Genomic DNA, 16,804 nt, shown 5'->3' on the forward strand with positions numbered 1-16,804 from the left:
CGGCTATCGTGCTATGGCCAGTCTTACTGAACAATAATAATCGAGAAGACATTTATGGCTATTCCTGCCGGCAATCAGGGTGATATGCAAGTCATCCGGGATCCCAAGGATTTTGATCGAAACAGCGGCATCTGGTTCGAACGGTTTATCTTCAACCATCGTCTGCCGATCCTGCTGATTTGTCTGCTGGCGACTGTATTCTGGGGTTGGCAGGCTTCGAAACTGCCGGTCAATGCCAGTTTCGAAAAAATGATCCCTCAGTCTCATCCCTACATTCAGAACTACTTTCAGAACAAGGATGCGCTGCGCGGGATGGGTAACTCCGTACGCGTGGTGGTGGAGAATACCCAAGGCAACATCTTTGACAAAGACTTCCTTGATACCGTGCAAAAAGCCAGCGACACCTTGTTCCTGATGCCGGGTGTAGATCGGTCGGCGTTGCGCAGCCTGTGGACATCGAGCTTGCGCTGGACCGAGGTGACGGAGGAGGGCTATCGCGGTGGCCCGGTCATGCCGGATCCTTTCGACTGGTCCGCTGCGGCTATGGATGCCTTGCGTGGCAACATCCTGCAGTCGGGGATTGTCGGCAACTATGTCGCGTCCGATTTCCGGTCGAGCCTGATCATTGTGCCGTTGATGGACAAGAATCAGGACACTAACCTGCCCCTGGACTACAACGACTTTTCACATCAATTGGAAAGCAAAGTCCGGGTGCTGGAAACCGACAAGATAAAAATTCACATCATTGGTTTTGCCAAACTGGTGGGAGACCTTATCGATGGGTTATGGCAGGTCAGCGAATTTTTTGCCTTTGCCGCCGCTATCGCTGCGCTGTTTGTCTTCCTCTACACGCGCTGCATTCGCAGCACCATATTACTGGTCTTTTACGCCACGCTGGGCGTGTGTTGGCTGTTGGGTATTCTCAGTGTCATCGGCTATGTGCTGGATCCGTATCTTATTCTGGTGCCCTTTCTGATCTTCGCCATTGGCTTGTCCCATGGTGCGCAGAAAATGAACGGGATCATGCAGGATATCGGGCGTGGTACTCACAAATATGTCGCCGCACGTTATACCTTTCGCCGTTTGTTCCGCGCTGGGTTGACCGCATTGCTGGCGAATGTGGTGGGCTTTGCTGTGTTGATCATCATCGACATTCCGGTGATCAAGGAGCTGGCTATCAGTATGTCGATTGGTGTCGGTATTCTGATCTTCACCATCCTGGTTCTGGTGCCGGTGTCGCTGTCTTATGTCGGGGTGAGCAAAAGCGCCGCCGAGCGCAGCATTCGCCAGGAACGTGGAGAAGGAACCAGTAGATTTTGGGAGTTCTTCGCCAGTTTCACCCAGCGTGGCCGGGCGATAAAAGCCGTATCGGTTTCGGTTTTACTGGCTATCGGCGGTTTTGCGGTCGGTACTCAACTCAAGATCGGCAATCTGGACGCCGGCGCTCCGGAGCTGCGTCCTGACTCGCGCTACAACAAAGACGTGCGTTATTTGACCCAGCACTACGCGCTGTCCAGCGATATGTTCGTGATCATGATGAAAACCTCGGAAGGTGGCTGTCAGCAGTATTCATCACTGGTCGAGGCCGACCTTATGAGCAACATGCTGCGTCAGGTCCCGGGTGTGCAGATGACGATGTCAGCCTCTGATTCGGTAAGAATGGTGTTTTCCGGTCAGAATGAAGGCAGCCCCAAATGGCTGAGCATTCCGCGCAATCCCAGCAACCTCAATAGCGCGATTGAGCAGGTTCAGGTGGATAAGCCCGAGCTGGTAGACCGGCGGTGTTCGGTAACCCCTATCGTGGCTTATCTTCAAGACCATAAGGCCGAGACGTTGGAGCGTGTGGTCAAAGCGTCGGAAGCCTTCGCCAAGCAACATGACACCGAAGATCGCCAATTCCAGTTGGCTGCAGGCAGCGCCGGGATTGAAGCGGTGACCAACATTGTGGTGGAACGCGCCAATGTGAAGATGTTGCTCGCACTGTATGCGACGGTGTCCTTGCTGTGTCTGATCGCCTTTCGTAACTGGAAAGCCGCCGTTATTGCCGTGGTTCCGCTGTTCATCAGCACCCTCTTGTGCGAGGCGATGATGGTGGGGTTGGGAATTGGCATGAAAGTCGCGACCTTGCCCGCGATTACGCTGGGCGTGGGGATTGGCGTGGATTACGCGTTATATCTGCTCAGTGTCCAGTTGCAACAACAGCGCGCTGGCCAAAGTCTGATCGAAGCCTATCGCCATGCCTTGCAGTTTACCGGACGTGTCGTGGCCTTGGTGGGCCTGACCCTCGCTGCGGGCGTGGTGACCTGGGTTTGGTCGCCGATCAAATTCCAGGCCGACATGGGCATCCTGCTGACCTTCCTGTTCATCGGGAACATGGTCGGAGCATTGATTCTGATACCTGCGATGTCCTATTTCCTGCTGCGAGGCCCGGCGGACTTTCGGTCCGACGATGTCAGCGCATCAGGCGCGGACGAGTTGGCTGCCGGTGAGGGCGAGTCAAAACCCATTTCCAAGGTGCCCAACGTCAGCGTTTATTGAGTTGCGGCTTTCATACGCGAGCGCGCTGGTGTTTTTTGTTTCAGGCGTTGCAACGATTGAGGTAGCGGCATGCGGCTTCCACTGACGCTCGAAGGCATCACCGCACAATGGTTGAGTGAGGCATTAGCGTTGAGTTGGCCCGGGGTAGAGGTGCGAGAGGCCAGGGTCGTTGATGTCCTGTTCGGCACCTCGACCAAGATTCGGGTTGAATTGCGCTATAACGCGGTGGGCGAGTTGGCCGGGTTGCCGCGGCGCATGATTGTTAAAGGTGGGTTCGAAGCCCATAGCGCGTCCATGGGGTTCATGTATGCCAAGGAAACGCGGACTTACCGTGAGGTACTGCCTCGGGTCGCCATGAACACGCCCCGGTGTTTCTTCGCCCAAAGCGACGAGGACCCCGCGAGTCACCAGTCCATCATATTGATGGAGGACCTGAATCTGGCCGGCGTACGATTTTGCAATGCGCTACAGCCACAACGTCCCGACCAGGTCAAAAGACGTCTGCAGGCGATGGCTCGCTATCATGCTCAATGGTGGGCTCACTCGGATTTCCATGCGGGGGCGCCGATGGCGTGGGTCGAACCACGAATGACCGGTGATACGCTGATGTATGCCGACCGTTACCTGCAGCCCGAGGTCTGGCGTGGCTACATTGAATCGCCTCGTGGCGCAGCAGTGTCGACGCGCTTGCATGATCTGGGAGTGGATGCGCCATGCCTTTGGTGAGCTGGCACGACTGCACCAGGCTCATCCGCCGACCCTCAGTCACGGCGATACTCACCTGGGTAATCTGTACGAAGATCCCCTGGGTACGCCGGGTTTTCTCGACATGCAAATCAACAGGGCGCCGTGGTTTGCTGATGTGACTTACCACCTGATCTGCGCGTTGGACATCGTCGATCGCCGCGAGTGGGAGCAACCGTTGCTGGCGCACTACCTGAAATGCCTGACCGAGGAAGGGGTCGATGCACCGGGTTTTGAAGAGGCGCTGGAGTGCTATCGCCGAGAGATTGCGTGGGGGTTGTTTGTGTTCCTGATCAACGAAACCCGCTTTCAAACCGAGTCGGTCAATACCGCCTATGCAGCGCGTTTTGGCGATGCTGCACTGACTCATGGCACGTTGGCGTTGTTGCGCTGACGTGCCGCTTGAGCTCATGACATAGTGACCCTTGCGTCGGCTGGTCAGGCAAAGGCGGTGGCGACAGAGGTGCTTTCCCAGCTGTCGATGTCGGCGCTGACCTGGCCTAGCTTTCTGCGGATCGCTGCGACCGCATCGGCGCCCAACACCAGCCGTAGCGGCGCCTTGGGTGCGTCAAGCATGTCCAGAATCGCCTGCATGCCTTTGACGGGGTCACCTGGCTCATGGCCGGCGTAGCCGGTGATGTGTTTTCGTGTCTGCCCGGCCGGTGTCGCGTCATAGGCCGCAATGGGGTTCGCCACAATCGCCAGTGAGCTGCTGGCGAAGTTGGTACGAAAGCCTCCCGGCTCGATCAGCGTGACCTGGATACCGAACGGCGCAAGCTCTCCCGCCAGCGACTCGCTCATGCCTTCAAGCGCGAACTTCGCTGAGCAATAGAGGCCGACGCCAGGCATGCCAATCATCCCCGCAAGCGAAGAGAAATTGATGATGCGCCCCTGTTTACGGGCGCGCATATGGGGCAGGACGGCTTGAATCAGGCGCAGCGGGCCGGTGAAATTGGTGTCCATCACCTGTTGCAGCTCTTGAGCCGTGGCCTCTTCGATGGCGCCGAACAGACCATAGCCGGCGTTGTTGACCAGGATGTCGATATGCCCCAGTGTCGCGATGGATTCGGCAATCACTGGGCCGATGCGCTCAGCGTCGGTGACATCGAGTTGGACGCCATGGGCACGGCCTGGCGCCAGGGCTTCGAATTCGCTGATCTGCGAATTGCGCCGCAGGGTTCCGACCACGGAATCGCCACGCGCCAGCGCGGCTTGAGCGAGTATTCGGCCGAAGCCACTGGAAACGCCGGTGATCAGCCAGTGAGTCGTTTGACGTGAAGCCATTGTGCTCTCCTTGTTGTTATTTTTGAGGAATCAGACATAAACACTATTGGGCCCTGGCTAGCTGCAGTCGTATGAGCCTCTGCGCATGAGGATGAAAAAAGCCGCCAGTCGTGGAACAGGCGGCTGTCAATCATCCGATAAGGGACGAGGACCTATGCTCTTATTTTGGGTGCTCGTTGCTCAGCCAACTTGGCATGTCTGTGGGCCATGGGTCGGCATACAACGCGTGCACCCCCATGGCTGAGGTGTAGGTAAGGTTCAACACGTTGCAAAAGGCGATATAGGCCAGGATGCGTAATAGGGTGCGTGTTCCTCGGGAAATACCCAATGTGTCAACGCCGCGTTCGATGGCGGTCCTGCCGTTGCCGTCGGCATGCAGCAGCAGGAACGCGCAGGCAATGAAGGTCGAAGGAAACAGCAGGAATTCGTAGACAGGAAACTGGTAAAAACGGCCGCCCCAGAATGACAGGCCTTGAAATGCGATCGGCCAGGCATCGAAGTGCAAGTAACGGGTCGCGACCACATCCAGAAGCCCCATCGACACCCAGACCCCAACGAATCCCGCCAGCGTCAGGCCGGCGTTACCCACTCCAGGCCAGCGCGCCATGGCCTTTTTCATGAAGGACAAGCCAATCAGCGCGGTGCCGGTAAACGCATAAAAATAGGATGGGCCGTCAATCAGCAGCGGCTCGGCGATCCTCGATCCGTTGACCGATTGCCAGCCTGGAATGAATTCGCACCAGCAACCATAATTCAGCGCATAGGCGTTGTAAGTAAACATAGGGCGCAAGAAGTTCAGGAAAGGATCGAGCCAGTAGGCGGACAGCCAGCCAATCATCATCAAGCGGGTGCTGTCGATTTCCCGGTCTCGGCGCAGTCCACTGAAGAACCAGGGTAGAACGAAGGCCAGTGTCACCAGGTTAAGGATCTCGTACACCGTCATCGCCATTCGGGAGTACTCGGGTATCGGATCGTCGCCACGCAAGGTCGGGCGAAAGTCAGCCGATGTGATCCAGGCGCCATACACATAGAGCTGGGTGGCCAGAAACACCGCACCCAACGCCGCCCAAAACAGAACCACCCTGGAGCGCCTTGCCCCTTGGCTCGATAACGTTGCCATTCTTGTTATTCCTGATCGTACTCAAGGAGAAGCCAGCCCGCTAAAGCCATGACTGCCGCCCAGGTCTATTTCACGTACTTGCGAAACTCCGGTTTGCGCTTCTCGCGAAAAGCGTTGCCGCCTTCTTTGGACTCTTCTGTTTCGTAGTACATGGCCAAAGCCTGCATGGCGAATGCGCCAATCCCACGGATGTTTTCGTTGTCCATGTTGAACGAGCGCTTGGCCAAGGCGATCGCGGTCGGGCTCATCATCAGGATTTCGTCGCACCATTTCTTCACTTCCGCGTCGAGCTGGTCGATTGGCACCACGGCGTTGACCAGGCCCCAGTCCAGCGCCTGCTTGGCAGAATAACGGCGGCACAGGTACCAGATTTCTCGAGCACGCTTGTCACCTGCCAGTCGGGCGAGCAGGGCGGTACCAAAGCCGGGGTCGACCGAGCCGACTTTAGGTCCCACTTGACCCAGTTGCGCGCTATCGGCCGCGATAGCCAGGTCACAGAGCGTCACCAGTACGTTACCGCCGCCGATGGCATAACCGTTGACGCGGGCAATGACCGGTTTAGGGATGTCCCGAATAATGCTTTGCAGCTCTTCGATGGGCAGGCCGACCACACCGCGCCCCGCATGACGACCACCGGATTGATCACTGCCGGTACAGAACGCCTTGTCACCGGCGCCGGTCAACACGACCACGCCAATGTCTTTGCTGTATCCAGCCTTGCTGAACGCCTGGATCAACTCCTCACAGGTGTTGGCGGTAAAGGCGTTGTACACCTGCGGACGGTTGATCGTGATGGTCGCGATGCCGTTATCTTCGGTGTAGAGAATGTCTTTGAATTCCATGGGCAGTTCCTGAATGAAATGAGTGGGCTTAGCCGACCATCGTCAAGCCACCAGACACACTGATGACCTGGCCGGTGATAAACGCGGCATCGTCGCTGGACAGAAACAGGACCATGCCTGCCACGTCGTCCGGCTGACCCATGCGACCGAATGGAACGGCCCTGACCAGACCGGCTTTGATTTTTTCGCCTTTTTCTCCTTGGGCCAGGTTGTCCAGCAAGGCGGTTTCGGTCGGGCCAGGGCACACGACATTGACCGGAATCTGTTGCCGCGACATTTCTCTGGCCATGGTTTTGCTGAATGCAATCAGGCCGCCTTTGCAGAACGAGTAGACCGCCTCCATCGACGAGCCGACCCGGCCTGCGTCCGAGGAAATATTCACCACGCGCCCGGTACCACGTGCGCTCATACGCTTGAGCACGGCGTGGTGCATGTTCAGTGGACCGTAAAGGTTGATCGCAACGACTTTGTCCCAAAACGGTTTTTCGGTTTGCAGGAAAAACGCCCCAATGTCCCAGCCGGCGTTATTGACCAGGACGTCAATGGGCCCGAGCTCGTCCTCAACCCTGGCAACGGCCGCGTTCACGGCCTCGTGATCGGTGATATCGACCTTGTAGCCGCACGCGCGCGCACCCGTGGCGTCGAGGTCACTGGTCAGTTTTTGCATGGCTTCGCTATTGAGATCGAACACGGCGATGGTCGAACCGGCTTCGGCGAAGCGGCGGCAGATGGCGGCGCCGATCCCGCCGGCACCGCCCGTGATCAATACGACCTTGTCTTTCAATCCTTTCATGCTCAATACCTTTTTCTAACCATCGATTCGCGGACTGGCCGCAAGGGCATTTATTGTTTTGGCGACTCGGCCGCAGCCAAGGGCATGGGCTGGGCGCCCGGGCTGCTCGCTGTGGCGGCTTTTCGGGCGTGGACTTGAGAGAGTCGGGTTGCGGTTTCAGCGCTGTAGCCAACCTCGGCGAGAATTTCCAGGCTGTGCTCGCCCAGATTCGGGGGGAGATACCGGACGTTGCCGGGAGACGCCGAGAACTGAACCGGGATTGAGGTCATCACCAGCTCGCCCTCGGTGGGGTGCTCCACATGCTGGAAGAACCCGGTTTCCTTGAGGTATTCGTCCTTCATCAAATCGTTCAGCTCGCGCACCTGACCATGGGGAACGTCCGCCTCAGCGAAGATAGTTTCCCAGTCGGCCGAGCTTTTGCTGGCAATGGCTGCACCCAGAATTCCATACAGCTCGTTGATATTGAGCATGCGTTCGCTCATGCGGCAGAAACGCGGGTCTTCCAATAGCTCGGGCCTGCCGATGGCCTTGAGCACCCGTCGCCATTGCTCGTCGTTGACCGCCAGCAGACAGATGTGCCCGTCCAGGGTGGCGTAGGGCTTGCGATGGGTTGAAAACATCCGTGTGTAGCCCAGCCCTTCACCATTGGATGAGCCCAAGGCGCCTTCCCACAGATGCTCGAACAGATTGAACTGCAGCATGGTTTCGAGCATGGGCACCAGCACCTGCTGACCTTCTCCGGTGCGCTCGCGGTGCAGCAATGCCATGCTGATTGAGGAGGCCAGGACGTAACCGCAGAACTTGTCGACGATGACTGTCGGGAAGTAGCGAGGTTGCCCATCGAGCCCCCGGTTGATCGCGGCCAGGCCGCTTTCGCCCTGAATGACATCGTCGAATGCCGGCATATCTTTGTACGGACCGTCGCCTCGATAACCCGGAGCGAAGGCATAGATAATCTTCGGGTTTCGCTCGCGGATCTTTTCATAGCAAATACCTAAGCGCTTGGCAGCGCTGGGACGCATGCTGTGCACCACCACATCGGCGGTTTCTACCAGCTTTAGCAGTGCTTCCATGCACTCGGCCTGCTTGAGGTCGAGCACCACGCTGCGCTTGTTGCGGTTCATGATCAGGTAAAACACCGCCATGTCCGGGTTTTTGCCTGGCCCGTTCTGACGGTTCTGGTCTCCGGAGGGCGGTTCGATCTTGATAATGTCAGCGCCCATATCGCCGAGGATCTGGGTCGCCACCGGGCCGAGGACATTGATCGACAAATCAATGACCCGCAGACCGGCGAGGGGGCCGGTCGGTTTCTCCAATTCCTGCTGGGCCATGGTCAATTACCCTTATAGTCTTTGCCTTTGACCAGGCGCAGCGGGGTGTAGACCTGCACCAGCGTGCCATCTTGCTTGATGATGCGATTACGCGTGCGTACCAGACCGAGCCCGGGGCGATTGGCGCTTTCGCGGCACTCGATGACCTCACATTCGACATGAATGGTATCGCCGACGAACACCGGCGCCTTGATGTCCAGTTCCATGTTCAGGAAGGCAAAACCAACCCCCTGCATGGTGGCTTGAGTCAGCAGCCCCTCCGCAAAGGTAAAGACCAGTGCGCCGGGTGCAACGCGGCCTTTGATCGCAGATTGTTCCTTGAGAAATTCAATGTTGGTGAACAACACTTCGAGCATGCCCGTCACGGAAACGAAGTTGACGACATCGGTTTCGGTCACAGTGCGCCCGACGGTCTGGAATTTCCTCCCGACAGGCAGATCTTCCCAATGGATGCCCAGGCCTACGGTCTCAATCTGCTCCATGGTTTTGTCCTTTCTCGTTTTTGTTGGTGAGTGCGAGTGATAGGTCACCGCGCGCTGAAGTCATGAGGCGTCGCGCCGGGTCACTCGGCCCAATACGCTGTCGGCGATAATGTTTCGCTGGATCTGGTTAGTGCCCTCAATGATCTGGATCACCTTGGCGTCACGGAAATAGCGGTTGATTGGGTACTCATTGGAAATGCCGGCGGCACCGAACAACTGCACGGCATCGGTCGCGACTTTCATAGCGACGTCCGAGGCGAACATTTTTGCCATGGCCGCCATTGGCGCGAGAGTCCTCCCGCTGATACCGGCGTCGACCATTGAGGCGGTGCGGTACACCAGTTGGCGGGCGGCTTCGGTCTGGGTCACCATGTCGGCAACCATCCAGCGAATGCCCTGGAAATCGCTGATTTTCTGTTTGAACGCCACCCTGTTCTGGATGTAGTCGATGGCGTGATCGGTGGCGCCCTGGGCCAGGCCCACAGCCCTCGCGGCAATCAAGGGGCGGCTGGTATTCAGCGCTTCCATAGCGACTTTGAATCCTTCGCCGCCTTCGGGGCCGAGGCGGTTGTCATCGGTGATGAATGCATCGTCGAAAAACAGCGGGCAGGCCGGAATGCCGCGTGCACCCATCTTGTGTTCGGGGGCGCCAATGGTCAGGCCTGGTGTTGTACGGTCGACAATGAACAGGTTGATCCCCCGCGCGGTGCCGTCTTCGGCCACGGTTTTGGCCGCCACGAGGATGAAATCGGCGATGTGTGAGTTGGTGCACCAGATTTTTGCACCATTGAGCACATAACCGCCTTCGGTTCTGCGCGCGGTGGTCTTGATTCCGGAAACGTCAGAACCACTCTGCGGCTCGGTTAATGACAGCGCGCCGCGTAAATCACCCGACGCCAAGCCCGGCAACAATCGCTGCTTCTGTTCTTCAGTGCCGCCGCCCAGGATCGCGCCGAACGGCGTCCACTGAACCACCAACAGATAGCCGGTGTTATAGCAAACCCGACCCAGCTCTTCGACGGCGATACACGCAGACAACAAGCTGTTGGTGCCGCCGTATTGCTCAGGGAACGGCAGGGCAAACAAGCCAAGCTCTTTGAGAAGGGCGAACATATCGTGAGGATATTCACCGGTGCGATCGATAGCGTCGGCACGTGGGGCGACCTTGTCCCTCGCTACCCGGCGGACCAGATCCTGAATTTCACGCTGATCATCGGTCAGTTCGTACGTCACGGTTATGCTTACTCCCCAAACACACTGTTTACGGCGACGGCTCGAACCCATCAGGGGGTTCGGCCAATGCAACGCTGTCAGAAGCCAGCATCCATGTTTCTAAATGTCGTTCGCAAAAGTAAACGTCGTTCAGGTTTTGTGTCAAGCGCATTTGAGCTGAATGAAAGTAATGGACGCTCGCAAAGGGCCAGGAGCCCTGTCTATCCGTGATTTAGGGGGTGGCTGACGCGCTTTGGAGGATTTAAAAAATGTGCTGGGGAGATATTTGAGGGTTGATTAGGCAAAAAATATGAAAATACCGTTCGGTATTATGTATGTCTTGTGAGTGTGCAATAGATGCAGCATGCTTGACGTTGCAGAGTAACGGCGTTTACTATTCGGAATAGCGTTCATAAAAACAACTATTGTCTGCGAACATACTAAGGTAAAACCCATGGATGCCTTGCTCCCTGAGTCTGATTACCAGCGCCATCTCTCCGAGGGGCGATTCATGCTGCAACGCAGTCGGCAGAGCGGTGCTTTCGTCTTCTATCCGCGTGTTGCTGAACCGGGATCCGGGCGCACTGACCTTGAATGGGTCCCGGCCAGCGGCCGTGGCGTGGTGTATTCCACCACCGTCGTTCGTCAGCGCCCCCCGACCCCTCATTACAACGTCGCCCTGATCGACCTCGCTGAAGGCGTGCGCATGATGAGCCGCGTCGAAGGGATCGAGCCTGAGGCCGTGCAGATCGGGCAAAACGTTCAAGCCCGTATCGTGCGTGACGCCAGTGATGTGGCGGTGCTGATTTTCGAACCGGTTTGACGGGCATCGCTTCAAAGAGCCAGTGTCTTTCTATTTACCTGCAGCCATAACAACAAGGCAGGACCCTATGGATTACAACTTGCGTGGGCGTACGGCAATTGTTGCCGCTGCCACTTACGGTATCGGTGAAGCGCCCGGCCTTTCTTCCATGGACCTTGCCGCCAGTGCGAGCGTCAAGGCACTGGCCCAGGTGGGATTAACCCCGGCTGACGTCGATGGACTGTTTGTGTGTGTGCCGGATGACATGTTGTCTGGACTGACTTTTGCCGAATACCTGGGTATTCACCCGACGTTTACCGACAACAACCGTACCGGCGGTTCTGCGTTCCAGATTTATGCTCATACAGCGGCGATGGCCCTGGCGACCGGGCAGATTGACGTAGCGTTGATCGCCTATGGCAGTAACCAGAAAAGCGCCTCCGGAAAACTGATTCAGTCCTCGCGACCCTCGCCATGGGAAACGCCTTACCGTCCAATGAATCCCGTGTCGTCTTATGCCCTGGCAGCCGCTCGCCATATGCACCAGTACGGCACCACCCGCGAGCATTTAGCTGAGGTGGCGGTGGCGGCCCGCAAATGGGCGCAGCTCAACCCTGAGGCCTACATGCGTGATGACCTGAGCATTGATGATGTGCTCGGCGCCCGGATGGTGTCCGACCCACTGAGCGTGCGCGATTGCTGCCTGGTGACCGATGGTGCTGCCGCCGTGGTCATGGTGCGGGCCGATCGTGCACGGGATTTGGCCAGCAAACCGGCCTACCTGTTGGGCGCGGGTTCGGCCACCAGCCACCGCGAAATCGCTTCCATGGCCGACCTCACCGTGACGGCGGCGCGCGAGTCTGGACAGCGCGCCTACACCATGGCCGGCGTAGGGCCTGCTGATGTCGACGTGGTGATGTTGTACGACGCGTTCACCATCAACCCGATCCTGTTTCTCGAAGACCTGGGTTTTTGTCCGAAGGGCGAGGGCGGCAACTTTGTCGCCAATGGAGGCATTGCCCCCGGTGGCCATCTGGCAGTCAACACCAATGGCGGCGGTCTTTCCTGTGTGCACCCCGGGATGTACGGGCTGTTCACCATGGTCGAAGCCACGCAGCAACTGATGGGGCTGTGCGATGCGAGGCAAGTCCCGCAGGCGAAACTGGCGATTGCCCATGGTAACGGCGGCGTTCTGTCCAGCCAGGCGACCCTCATTCTTGGTACGGCGGACACACTATGAGCAGTTCTGAACACGTGGCTTCGGATGACATCGTTTACATCGAGCATCAAGGCGCGGTGGCTATCGTTACCCTCAACTACCCCAAGCGTCGCAACGCATTCTCGTTGAGGATGCGCCAAGCCCTGCTTAAACGTCTGAATCAGCTGATGCACCGCGATCCGTGCCGGGCCATTGTTCTAACAGGTGCCGCCGGTACTTTCTGCGCGGGTGGCGATATTTCCGAGATGCAGGCGCGCACCGTTCTGGAATACCGCGAACGTAACCAGTTGCCTCTGGACATTTTCAAGCTAATGGTCGAAGGCCCCAAAGCCATAGTCGCTGCCGTCGAAGGCGTTGCCATGGGTGCTGGGGTATCACTGGCAGCGGCCAGCGACTATGTGGTCTGCGCATCCAATGCCCGCTTCGCCTGCGCATTCCTCAAGGTGGGGCTGATGCCGGATACGGGTTTGTTCTGGTCACTGAGCCAGCGTGTGGGCGCCGGCAAGGCCCGGGAATTAATGCTGACCACCCAGGAGTTCAATGGAAAAGAGGCTGCCCGCATCGGCTTTGCCAATCAACAGGTCGAGCCGGGGACGGCGTTGGCCGCCGCGCTGAAGGTTGCCCATGAGTATGCGCTGATGCCGCCGCTGGCCATTGCGCACCTGAAGACTGCACTAGCCAACGGTATCGATTCACTGGATGAAGCGATCGAAACCGAAGTCAATCTGCAACCGCTTTTGCGTCGCAGCCAGGACCACGTCGAGGCGACCAAAGCCTTCATGGAAAAACGCCCTGCTGTTTTCGTCGGCAACTAAGGAGCAGCAGACATGAATGCTTTCAACCTGAAACATGCGGACGAGCGTATCCAGGTCACTCGCGAGGGTGAAATCGCGATCGTGACCATTGCTAACCCGCAGCGACGCAATGCGCTGGGCCGGCAGATGCGCTTGACCCTGCGCGACACCCTCCATCACCTGTTGGTGGCCGATCCGGATTCGCGGGCCATCGTACTGACGGGCGCCGACGGCCAGTTCAGTGCGGGTGCCGATATTTCCGAAATGGTCCAGCGCACGGTGTTGCAAAGCCGGGAAATACTCGATGAATCCTGTCAGGTCGTGCGCGACATGCTGGGTGGCCCGAAACCGGTGATTTGTGCAGTAGAGGGCATTGCGTTCGGCGCTGGCCTGTCGCTGGCCGTGGCAACCGACTACATCGTGGCGTCTTCTTCGGCACGTTTCTGCGCGGCATTCCTGCGCATCGGGTTGATTCCCGACACCGGCATTCTTTGGACGCTGCCGAAAAAAATCGGTATGAGCAAAGCACGTGAACTGCTGTCCCTGGCGCGCGAAATCGATGGCGTCGAAGCGGCGCGTATTGGCTTGGTCAATCAGCTGGTTGAGCCTGGGCAAGCCTTGGCGGCAGCCGTTGCGTATGCCAAGGAGCTGGCCAAACAACCGCCTTTGGGCATGGCGTTGCTCAAGGCCGCACTGACCTTCGGTGCCGATGATATGGATGCCGCATTGCGTGCCGAAATCGACTTTCAGCCATTGCTGCGCCAATCCCAAGACCATCTGGAGGCCGCCAACGCCTTTATCGAGAAACGCGCGCCTGTCTTCACCGGCCAGTAGGGAGATACCGATGAGCGAACACAACGACATCGTCCAGGTGCACCGCGAAGGCGCGGTGGCTGTGGTCACGATGAACTGCCCGGAACGCAGGAATGCGTTCTCGATGAAGATGCGTCTGGCGCTACTGGAAACCTTCCATACTCTGTTTAACGAAGACAGCGAGAGTCGGGCCATCGTGCTGACCGGCGCTGGTGGTCATTTCTGTACCGGGGGGGACCTGTCGGAGATGACCTCTGTAGAACCGTCGCTGCTCGCCATGCGTGAACGGATCGCCATCGGCACGCGCCTGTTTCGCATGATCTTCACGGGAAGCAAACCTGTGGTTGCCGCCGTCGAAGGCAATTGCATGGGCGCCGGGGTCTCGCTGGCGGCAGCCTGCGATTTGGCCATCGGCAGCTCTGCTTCGAAGCTTTCCTGCGCCTTCGTCAAGGTCGGCTTGCTTCCTGATACCGGTTTGCTGTGGACCCTGCCGCAAAAAGTGGGCGGTGGTAAGGCGCGGGAATTGATGCTCAGTGGCGCCGCCTTTGATGGCGTTGAGGCTGGGCGTATCGACCTGTTCAATCAAGTCGCCGAGCCCGGTGAGGCCTTGGCCCTGGCGTTGTCGCGCGCCTCGCAGCTGGCACAACTTCCGCCCGTGAGCCTCGCGTTGCTCAAGGCCAGCCTGGTCAATGGCAGTAACACCATCAGCGCCGCCTGGCGTCGGGAAGTCGATCTTAACCCCTTGACCCGCCAGACCCAGGATCACCTGGAGGCCGTTGCGGCCTTTATGGAAAAACGCCCACCGACCTTTAGCGGGAACTGATGCTATGTATGCAAGTGATTTGTTGGCCGGAAAGAAAATCCTGATCACCGGTGGCGGCACAGGGTTGGGTAAAAGCATCGGTAGACGTTACCTGGAACTGGGTGCCGAACTGGTGATCGCCGGGCGTCGCCTGGAGGTCCTGAACGCGACACTGGCCGAGTTCCGCGAGGCCATGCCGGGAGTTCGCGTCAGCGCAGTGCAGGTCGATGTACGCGACGCCGAATCGGTCGAAACGATGATGGAAACTATCTGGCGGGACGGCCCTCTGGACGTGTTGTTGTGCAACGCAGCGGCTAATTTCATCGCGCGCACCGAAACCCTTTCGTCTCGGGCGGTCGATGCAGTGCTGGATATCGTGCTGCATGGCAGCTTCTATTGCGCTATCGCCGCAGGTAAACGCTGGATCGCTGAAGGCCGCCGGGGCAATGTCATCAGTACGGTGTCAACGCCGACCATGACTGGTTCGGCATTCACAGCCCCCAGCGCGGCGGCCAAGGCCGGAGTGCTGGCGATGACCCGCAGTCTGGCGGTGGAGTGGGGCCCTAAAGGCATTCGCTTGAACTGCGTGGCGCCTGGGTTGTTTCCGACGCCGGGCGCCTGGGAACAGCTCTATCCGCAAGGCTCTCAAGTGGAACCGCAAGACCTGAGTGTGCCGCTGCGGCGTTTTGGTGAGCATCAGGAATTGGCTGATCTGTACAGCTACCTTGCCTGTGATGGCTCTGGGTACATTACCGGTGAAATGATCGTGATTGATGGCGGACGCTGGATGCAGGGCGTTGGCGGCCCGACTGCCCGTGCCATGCAGGACTGGTCCGAAGATCAGTGGGACGCCATGCGCAACAAGGGGCGCAAATAACCATGGCCGGCCCGCTAACCGGCTTCAAGGTGGTCGAACTGGCCGGCATCGGTCCTGGGCCAATGTGCGCGATGCTATTGGCCGACCTGGGCGCGACCGTGATTCGGGTCGATCGCAAGGAACCGGTCAAGCTGGGGATCGAGCGCCCATTGCAATACAACACGTTATTGCGCAACCGCTATGCGATTGCCCTGGATCTCAAGGATCCAATGGGCGTAGAGACCGTGCTTAAGCTGGTCGAACAAGCCGATGCGCTGATCGAAGGTTTCCGCCCCGGTGTCACCGAGCGTCTGGGGCTGGGGCCCGATGACTGCCTGGCGCGTAATCCTCAACTGATTTACGGGCGTATGACGGGCTGGGGCCAGACAGGCCCGATGGCAACGTATGCCGGTCATGACCTCAACTACCTGGCACTGACAGGGGTGCTCGATGCCATTGGTCGTGAGGGTCAACCCCCCACCATTCCCCTTAATCTATTGGGGGATTATGCGGGCGGTTCGCTGTACCTGGCCCTGGGTATTTTGGCGGGTGTCCTGGAAGCTCGGCAGTCCGGCAAAGGCCAGGTGGTCGATGCGGCCATCGTCGATGGTGCGGCGCACTTGGCAACCACCTTTTTCGGCATGCTCGCCGCCGGTATATGGAAAGAAGGGCGGGGCACCAACATCACCGACAGCGGTTCACCGTTCTATGACTGCTATGCCTGCAAGGACGGAAAATTCATCAGCGTCGGACCGATCGAAAGCAAGTTTTACGATCAGCTGCTGAGCCTGATGGATATTGATCCCGTCAGCTTGGGGGCACAGATGGACCGTAGCGCCTGGCCTAAAGCCAAACAGATTATCGCCGAGCGCTTCCTCAGCCGCAGCCGTGACGAGTGGGTCAGCCTGCTGGAGGCCAGCGACGCCTGTGCGGCCGGCGTACTGAGCTTTACCGAAGCGACCGAGCATCCACATCTTAAAGCGCGCGGAACGTTCGTGAAGGTCGATGGCGTAGTGCAGCCAGCCCCTGCACCGCGTTTTTCTCGCAGCGAGCCTTCGACCCCGACGGCGCCAAAACCGGTTACCCCTGAGAACACCAATGCCGCGCTCGCCGCGTGGTTCAGTGCTGGCGAAATTGCCGCATTGCGTGGCGAAGGCATCATCGACTGAGAA

The 16,804-nt window shown here is 58.3% G+C and carries 17 protein-coding genes; 10 read left to right on the forward strand and 7 right to left on the reverse strand.

Annotation, left to right across the window (positions count from 1 at the left end; translation table 11 throughout):
• Positions 1-54 precede the first annotated feature (54 nt).
• The 3 genes from Q8X51_RS25435 to Q8X51_RS25445 all read left to right on the forward strand — a co-directional run bounded on the left by Q8X51_RS25435 (position 55) and on the right by Q8X51_RS25445 (position 3,676).
• Positions 55-2,538: an efflux RND transporter permease subunit gene (locus Q8X51_RS25435; protein WP_407694305.1), complete on the forward strand. Its 2,484-nt coding sequence runs from the start codon at positions 55-57 to the stop codon at positions 2,536-2,538.
• Positions 2,539-2,607: 69 nt separating this feature from the next.
• Positions 2,608-3,264: a hypothetical protein gene (locus Q8X51_RS25440; RefSeq protein ID WP_407694304.1), complete on the forward strand. Its 657-nt coding sequence runs from the start codon at positions 2,608-2,610 to the stop codon at positions 3,262-3,264.
• Complete coding sequence (locus Q8X51_RS25445; protein ID WP_407694303.1) at positions 3,245-3,676, forward strand: hypothetical protein; 432 nt, start codon at positions 3,245-3,247, stop codon at positions 3,674-3,676. Before Q8X51_RS25440 ends, Q8X51_RS25445 begins: the two co-directional genes overlap by 20 nt.
• 44 nt (positions 3,677-3,720) lie before the next feature.
• On the opposite strand, the gene Q8X51_RS25450 is transcribed toward Q8X51_RS25445, so the two are convergent.
• The 7 genes from Q8X51_RS25450 to Q8X51_RS25480 form a co-directional block, all read right to left on the reverse strand.
• On the reverse strand, positions 3,721-4,566 hold the full coding sequence (locus Q8X51_RS25450; RefSeq protein ID WP_407694302.1) for an oxidoreductase: 846 nt from the start codon (positions 4,564-4,566) through the stop codon (positions 3,721-3,723).
• A 160-nt stretch (positions 4,567-4,726) separates the two neighbouring features.
• Positions 4,727-5,686, reverse strand: coding sequence for a spirocyclase AveC family protein (locus tag Q8X51_RS25455; RefSeq protein WP_407694301.1), 960 nt, complete (start codon positions 5,684-5,686; stop codon positions 4,727-4,729).
• Between the two features lie 65 nt (positions 5,687-5,751).
• Positions 5,752-6,528: an enoyl-CoA hydratase-related protein gene (locus tag Q8X51_RS25460; protein WP_407694300.1), complete on the reverse strand. Its 777-nt coding sequence runs from the start codon at positions 6,526-6,528 to the stop codon at positions 5,752-5,754.
• Between the two features lie 28 nt (positions 6,529-6,556).
• Positions 6,557-7,321 (reverse strand): glucose 1-dehydrogenase, encoded by a 765-nt coding sequence (locus Q8X51_RS25465; RefSeq protein WP_407694299.1) that lies wholly within the window; start codon positions 7,319-7,321, stop codon positions 6,557-6,559.
• A gap of 50 nt (positions 7,322-7,371) precedes the next feature.
• On the reverse strand, positions 7,372-8,652 hold the full coding sequence (locus Q8X51_RS25470) for a CaiB/BaiF CoA transferase family protein (protein ID WP_407694298.1): 1,281 nt from the start codon (positions 8,650-8,652) through the stop codon (positions 7,372-7,374).
• 2 nt (positions 8,653-8,654) lie between these two features.
• Entirely contained in the window at positions 8,655-9,134 is a 480-nt protein-coding gene (locus Q8X51_RS25475; protein ID WP_053136292.1) for a MaoC family dehydratase, read from the reverse strand.
• Positions 9,135-9,194: 60 nt separating this feature from the next.
• Positions 9,195-10,367, reverse strand: coding sequence for an acyl-CoA dehydrogenase family protein (locus Q8X51_RS25480; protein ID WP_407694297.1), 1,173 nt, complete (start codon positions 10,365-10,367; stop codon positions 9,195-9,197).
• 433 nt (positions 10,368-10,800) lie between these two features.
• Here Q8X51_RS25480 and Q8X51_RS25485 point away from each other — a divergent pair, with 433 nt between their 5' ends.
• The 7 genes from Q8X51_RS25485 to Q8X51_RS25515 all read left to right on the forward strand — a co-directional run bounded on the left by Q8X51_RS25485 (position 10,801) and on the right by Q8X51_RS25515 (position 16,801).
• On the forward strand, positions 10,801-11,169 hold the full coding sequence (locus Q8X51_RS25485; RefSeq protein WP_407694296.1) for a Zn-ribbon domain-containing OB-fold protein: 369 nt from the start codon (positions 10,801-10,803) through the stop codon (positions 11,167-11,169).
• 67 nt (positions 11,170-11,236) lie between these two features.
• Positions 11,237-12,388 (forward strand): thiolase, encoded by a 1,152-nt coding sequence (locus Q8X51_RS25490; RefSeq protein WP_407694295.1) that lies wholly within the window; start codon positions 11,237-11,239, stop codon positions 12,386-12,388.
• The gene (locus tag Q8X51_RS25495) at positions 12,385-13,182 is read left to right on the forward strand and encodes an enoyl-CoA hydratase/isomerase family protein (RefSeq protein WP_407694294.1); all 798 of its coding nucleotides are present in this window, start codon (positions 12,385-12,387) and stop codon (positions 13,180-13,182) included. Before Q8X51_RS25490 ends, Q8X51_RS25495 begins: the two co-directional genes overlap by 4 nt.
• A 12-nt stretch (positions 13,183-13,194) precedes the next feature.
• Positions 13,195-13,995 (forward strand): enoyl-CoA hydratase/isomerase family protein, encoded by an 801-nt coding sequence (locus Q8X51_RS25500; RefSeq protein ID WP_407694293.1) that lies wholly within the window; start codon positions 13,195-13,197, stop codon positions 13,993-13,995.
• A 10-nt stretch (positions 13,996-14,005) separates the two neighbouring features.
• Positions 14,006-14,797, forward strand: coding sequence for an enoyl-CoA hydratase/isomerase family protein (locus Q8X51_RS25505; protein ID WP_407694292.1), 792 nt, complete (start codon positions 14,006-14,008; stop codon positions 14,795-14,797).
• Between the two features lie 4 nt (positions 14,798-14,801).
• Entirely contained in the window at positions 14,802-15,653 is an 852-nt protein-coding gene (locus Q8X51_RS25510) for an SDR family oxidoreductase (protein WP_407694291.1), read from the forward strand.
• Positions 15,654-15,655: 2 nt separating this feature from the next.
• The gene (locus tag Q8X51_RS25515) at positions 15,656-16,801 is read left to right on the forward strand and encodes a CaiB/BaiF CoA transferase family protein (RefSeq protein WP_407694290.1); all 1,146 of its coding nucleotides are present in this window, start codon (positions 15,656-15,658) and stop codon (positions 16,799-16,801) included.
• The last annotated feature ends 3 nt before the right edge of the window (positions 16,802-16,804 follow it).

Source organism: Pseudomonas sp. Yb2C2, from assembly GCF_052112325.1.
Taxonomy (GTDB): domain Bacteria; phylum Pseudomonadota; class Gammaproteobacteria; order Pseudomonadales; family Pseudomonadaceae; genus Aquipseudomonas; species Aquipseudomonas marginalis.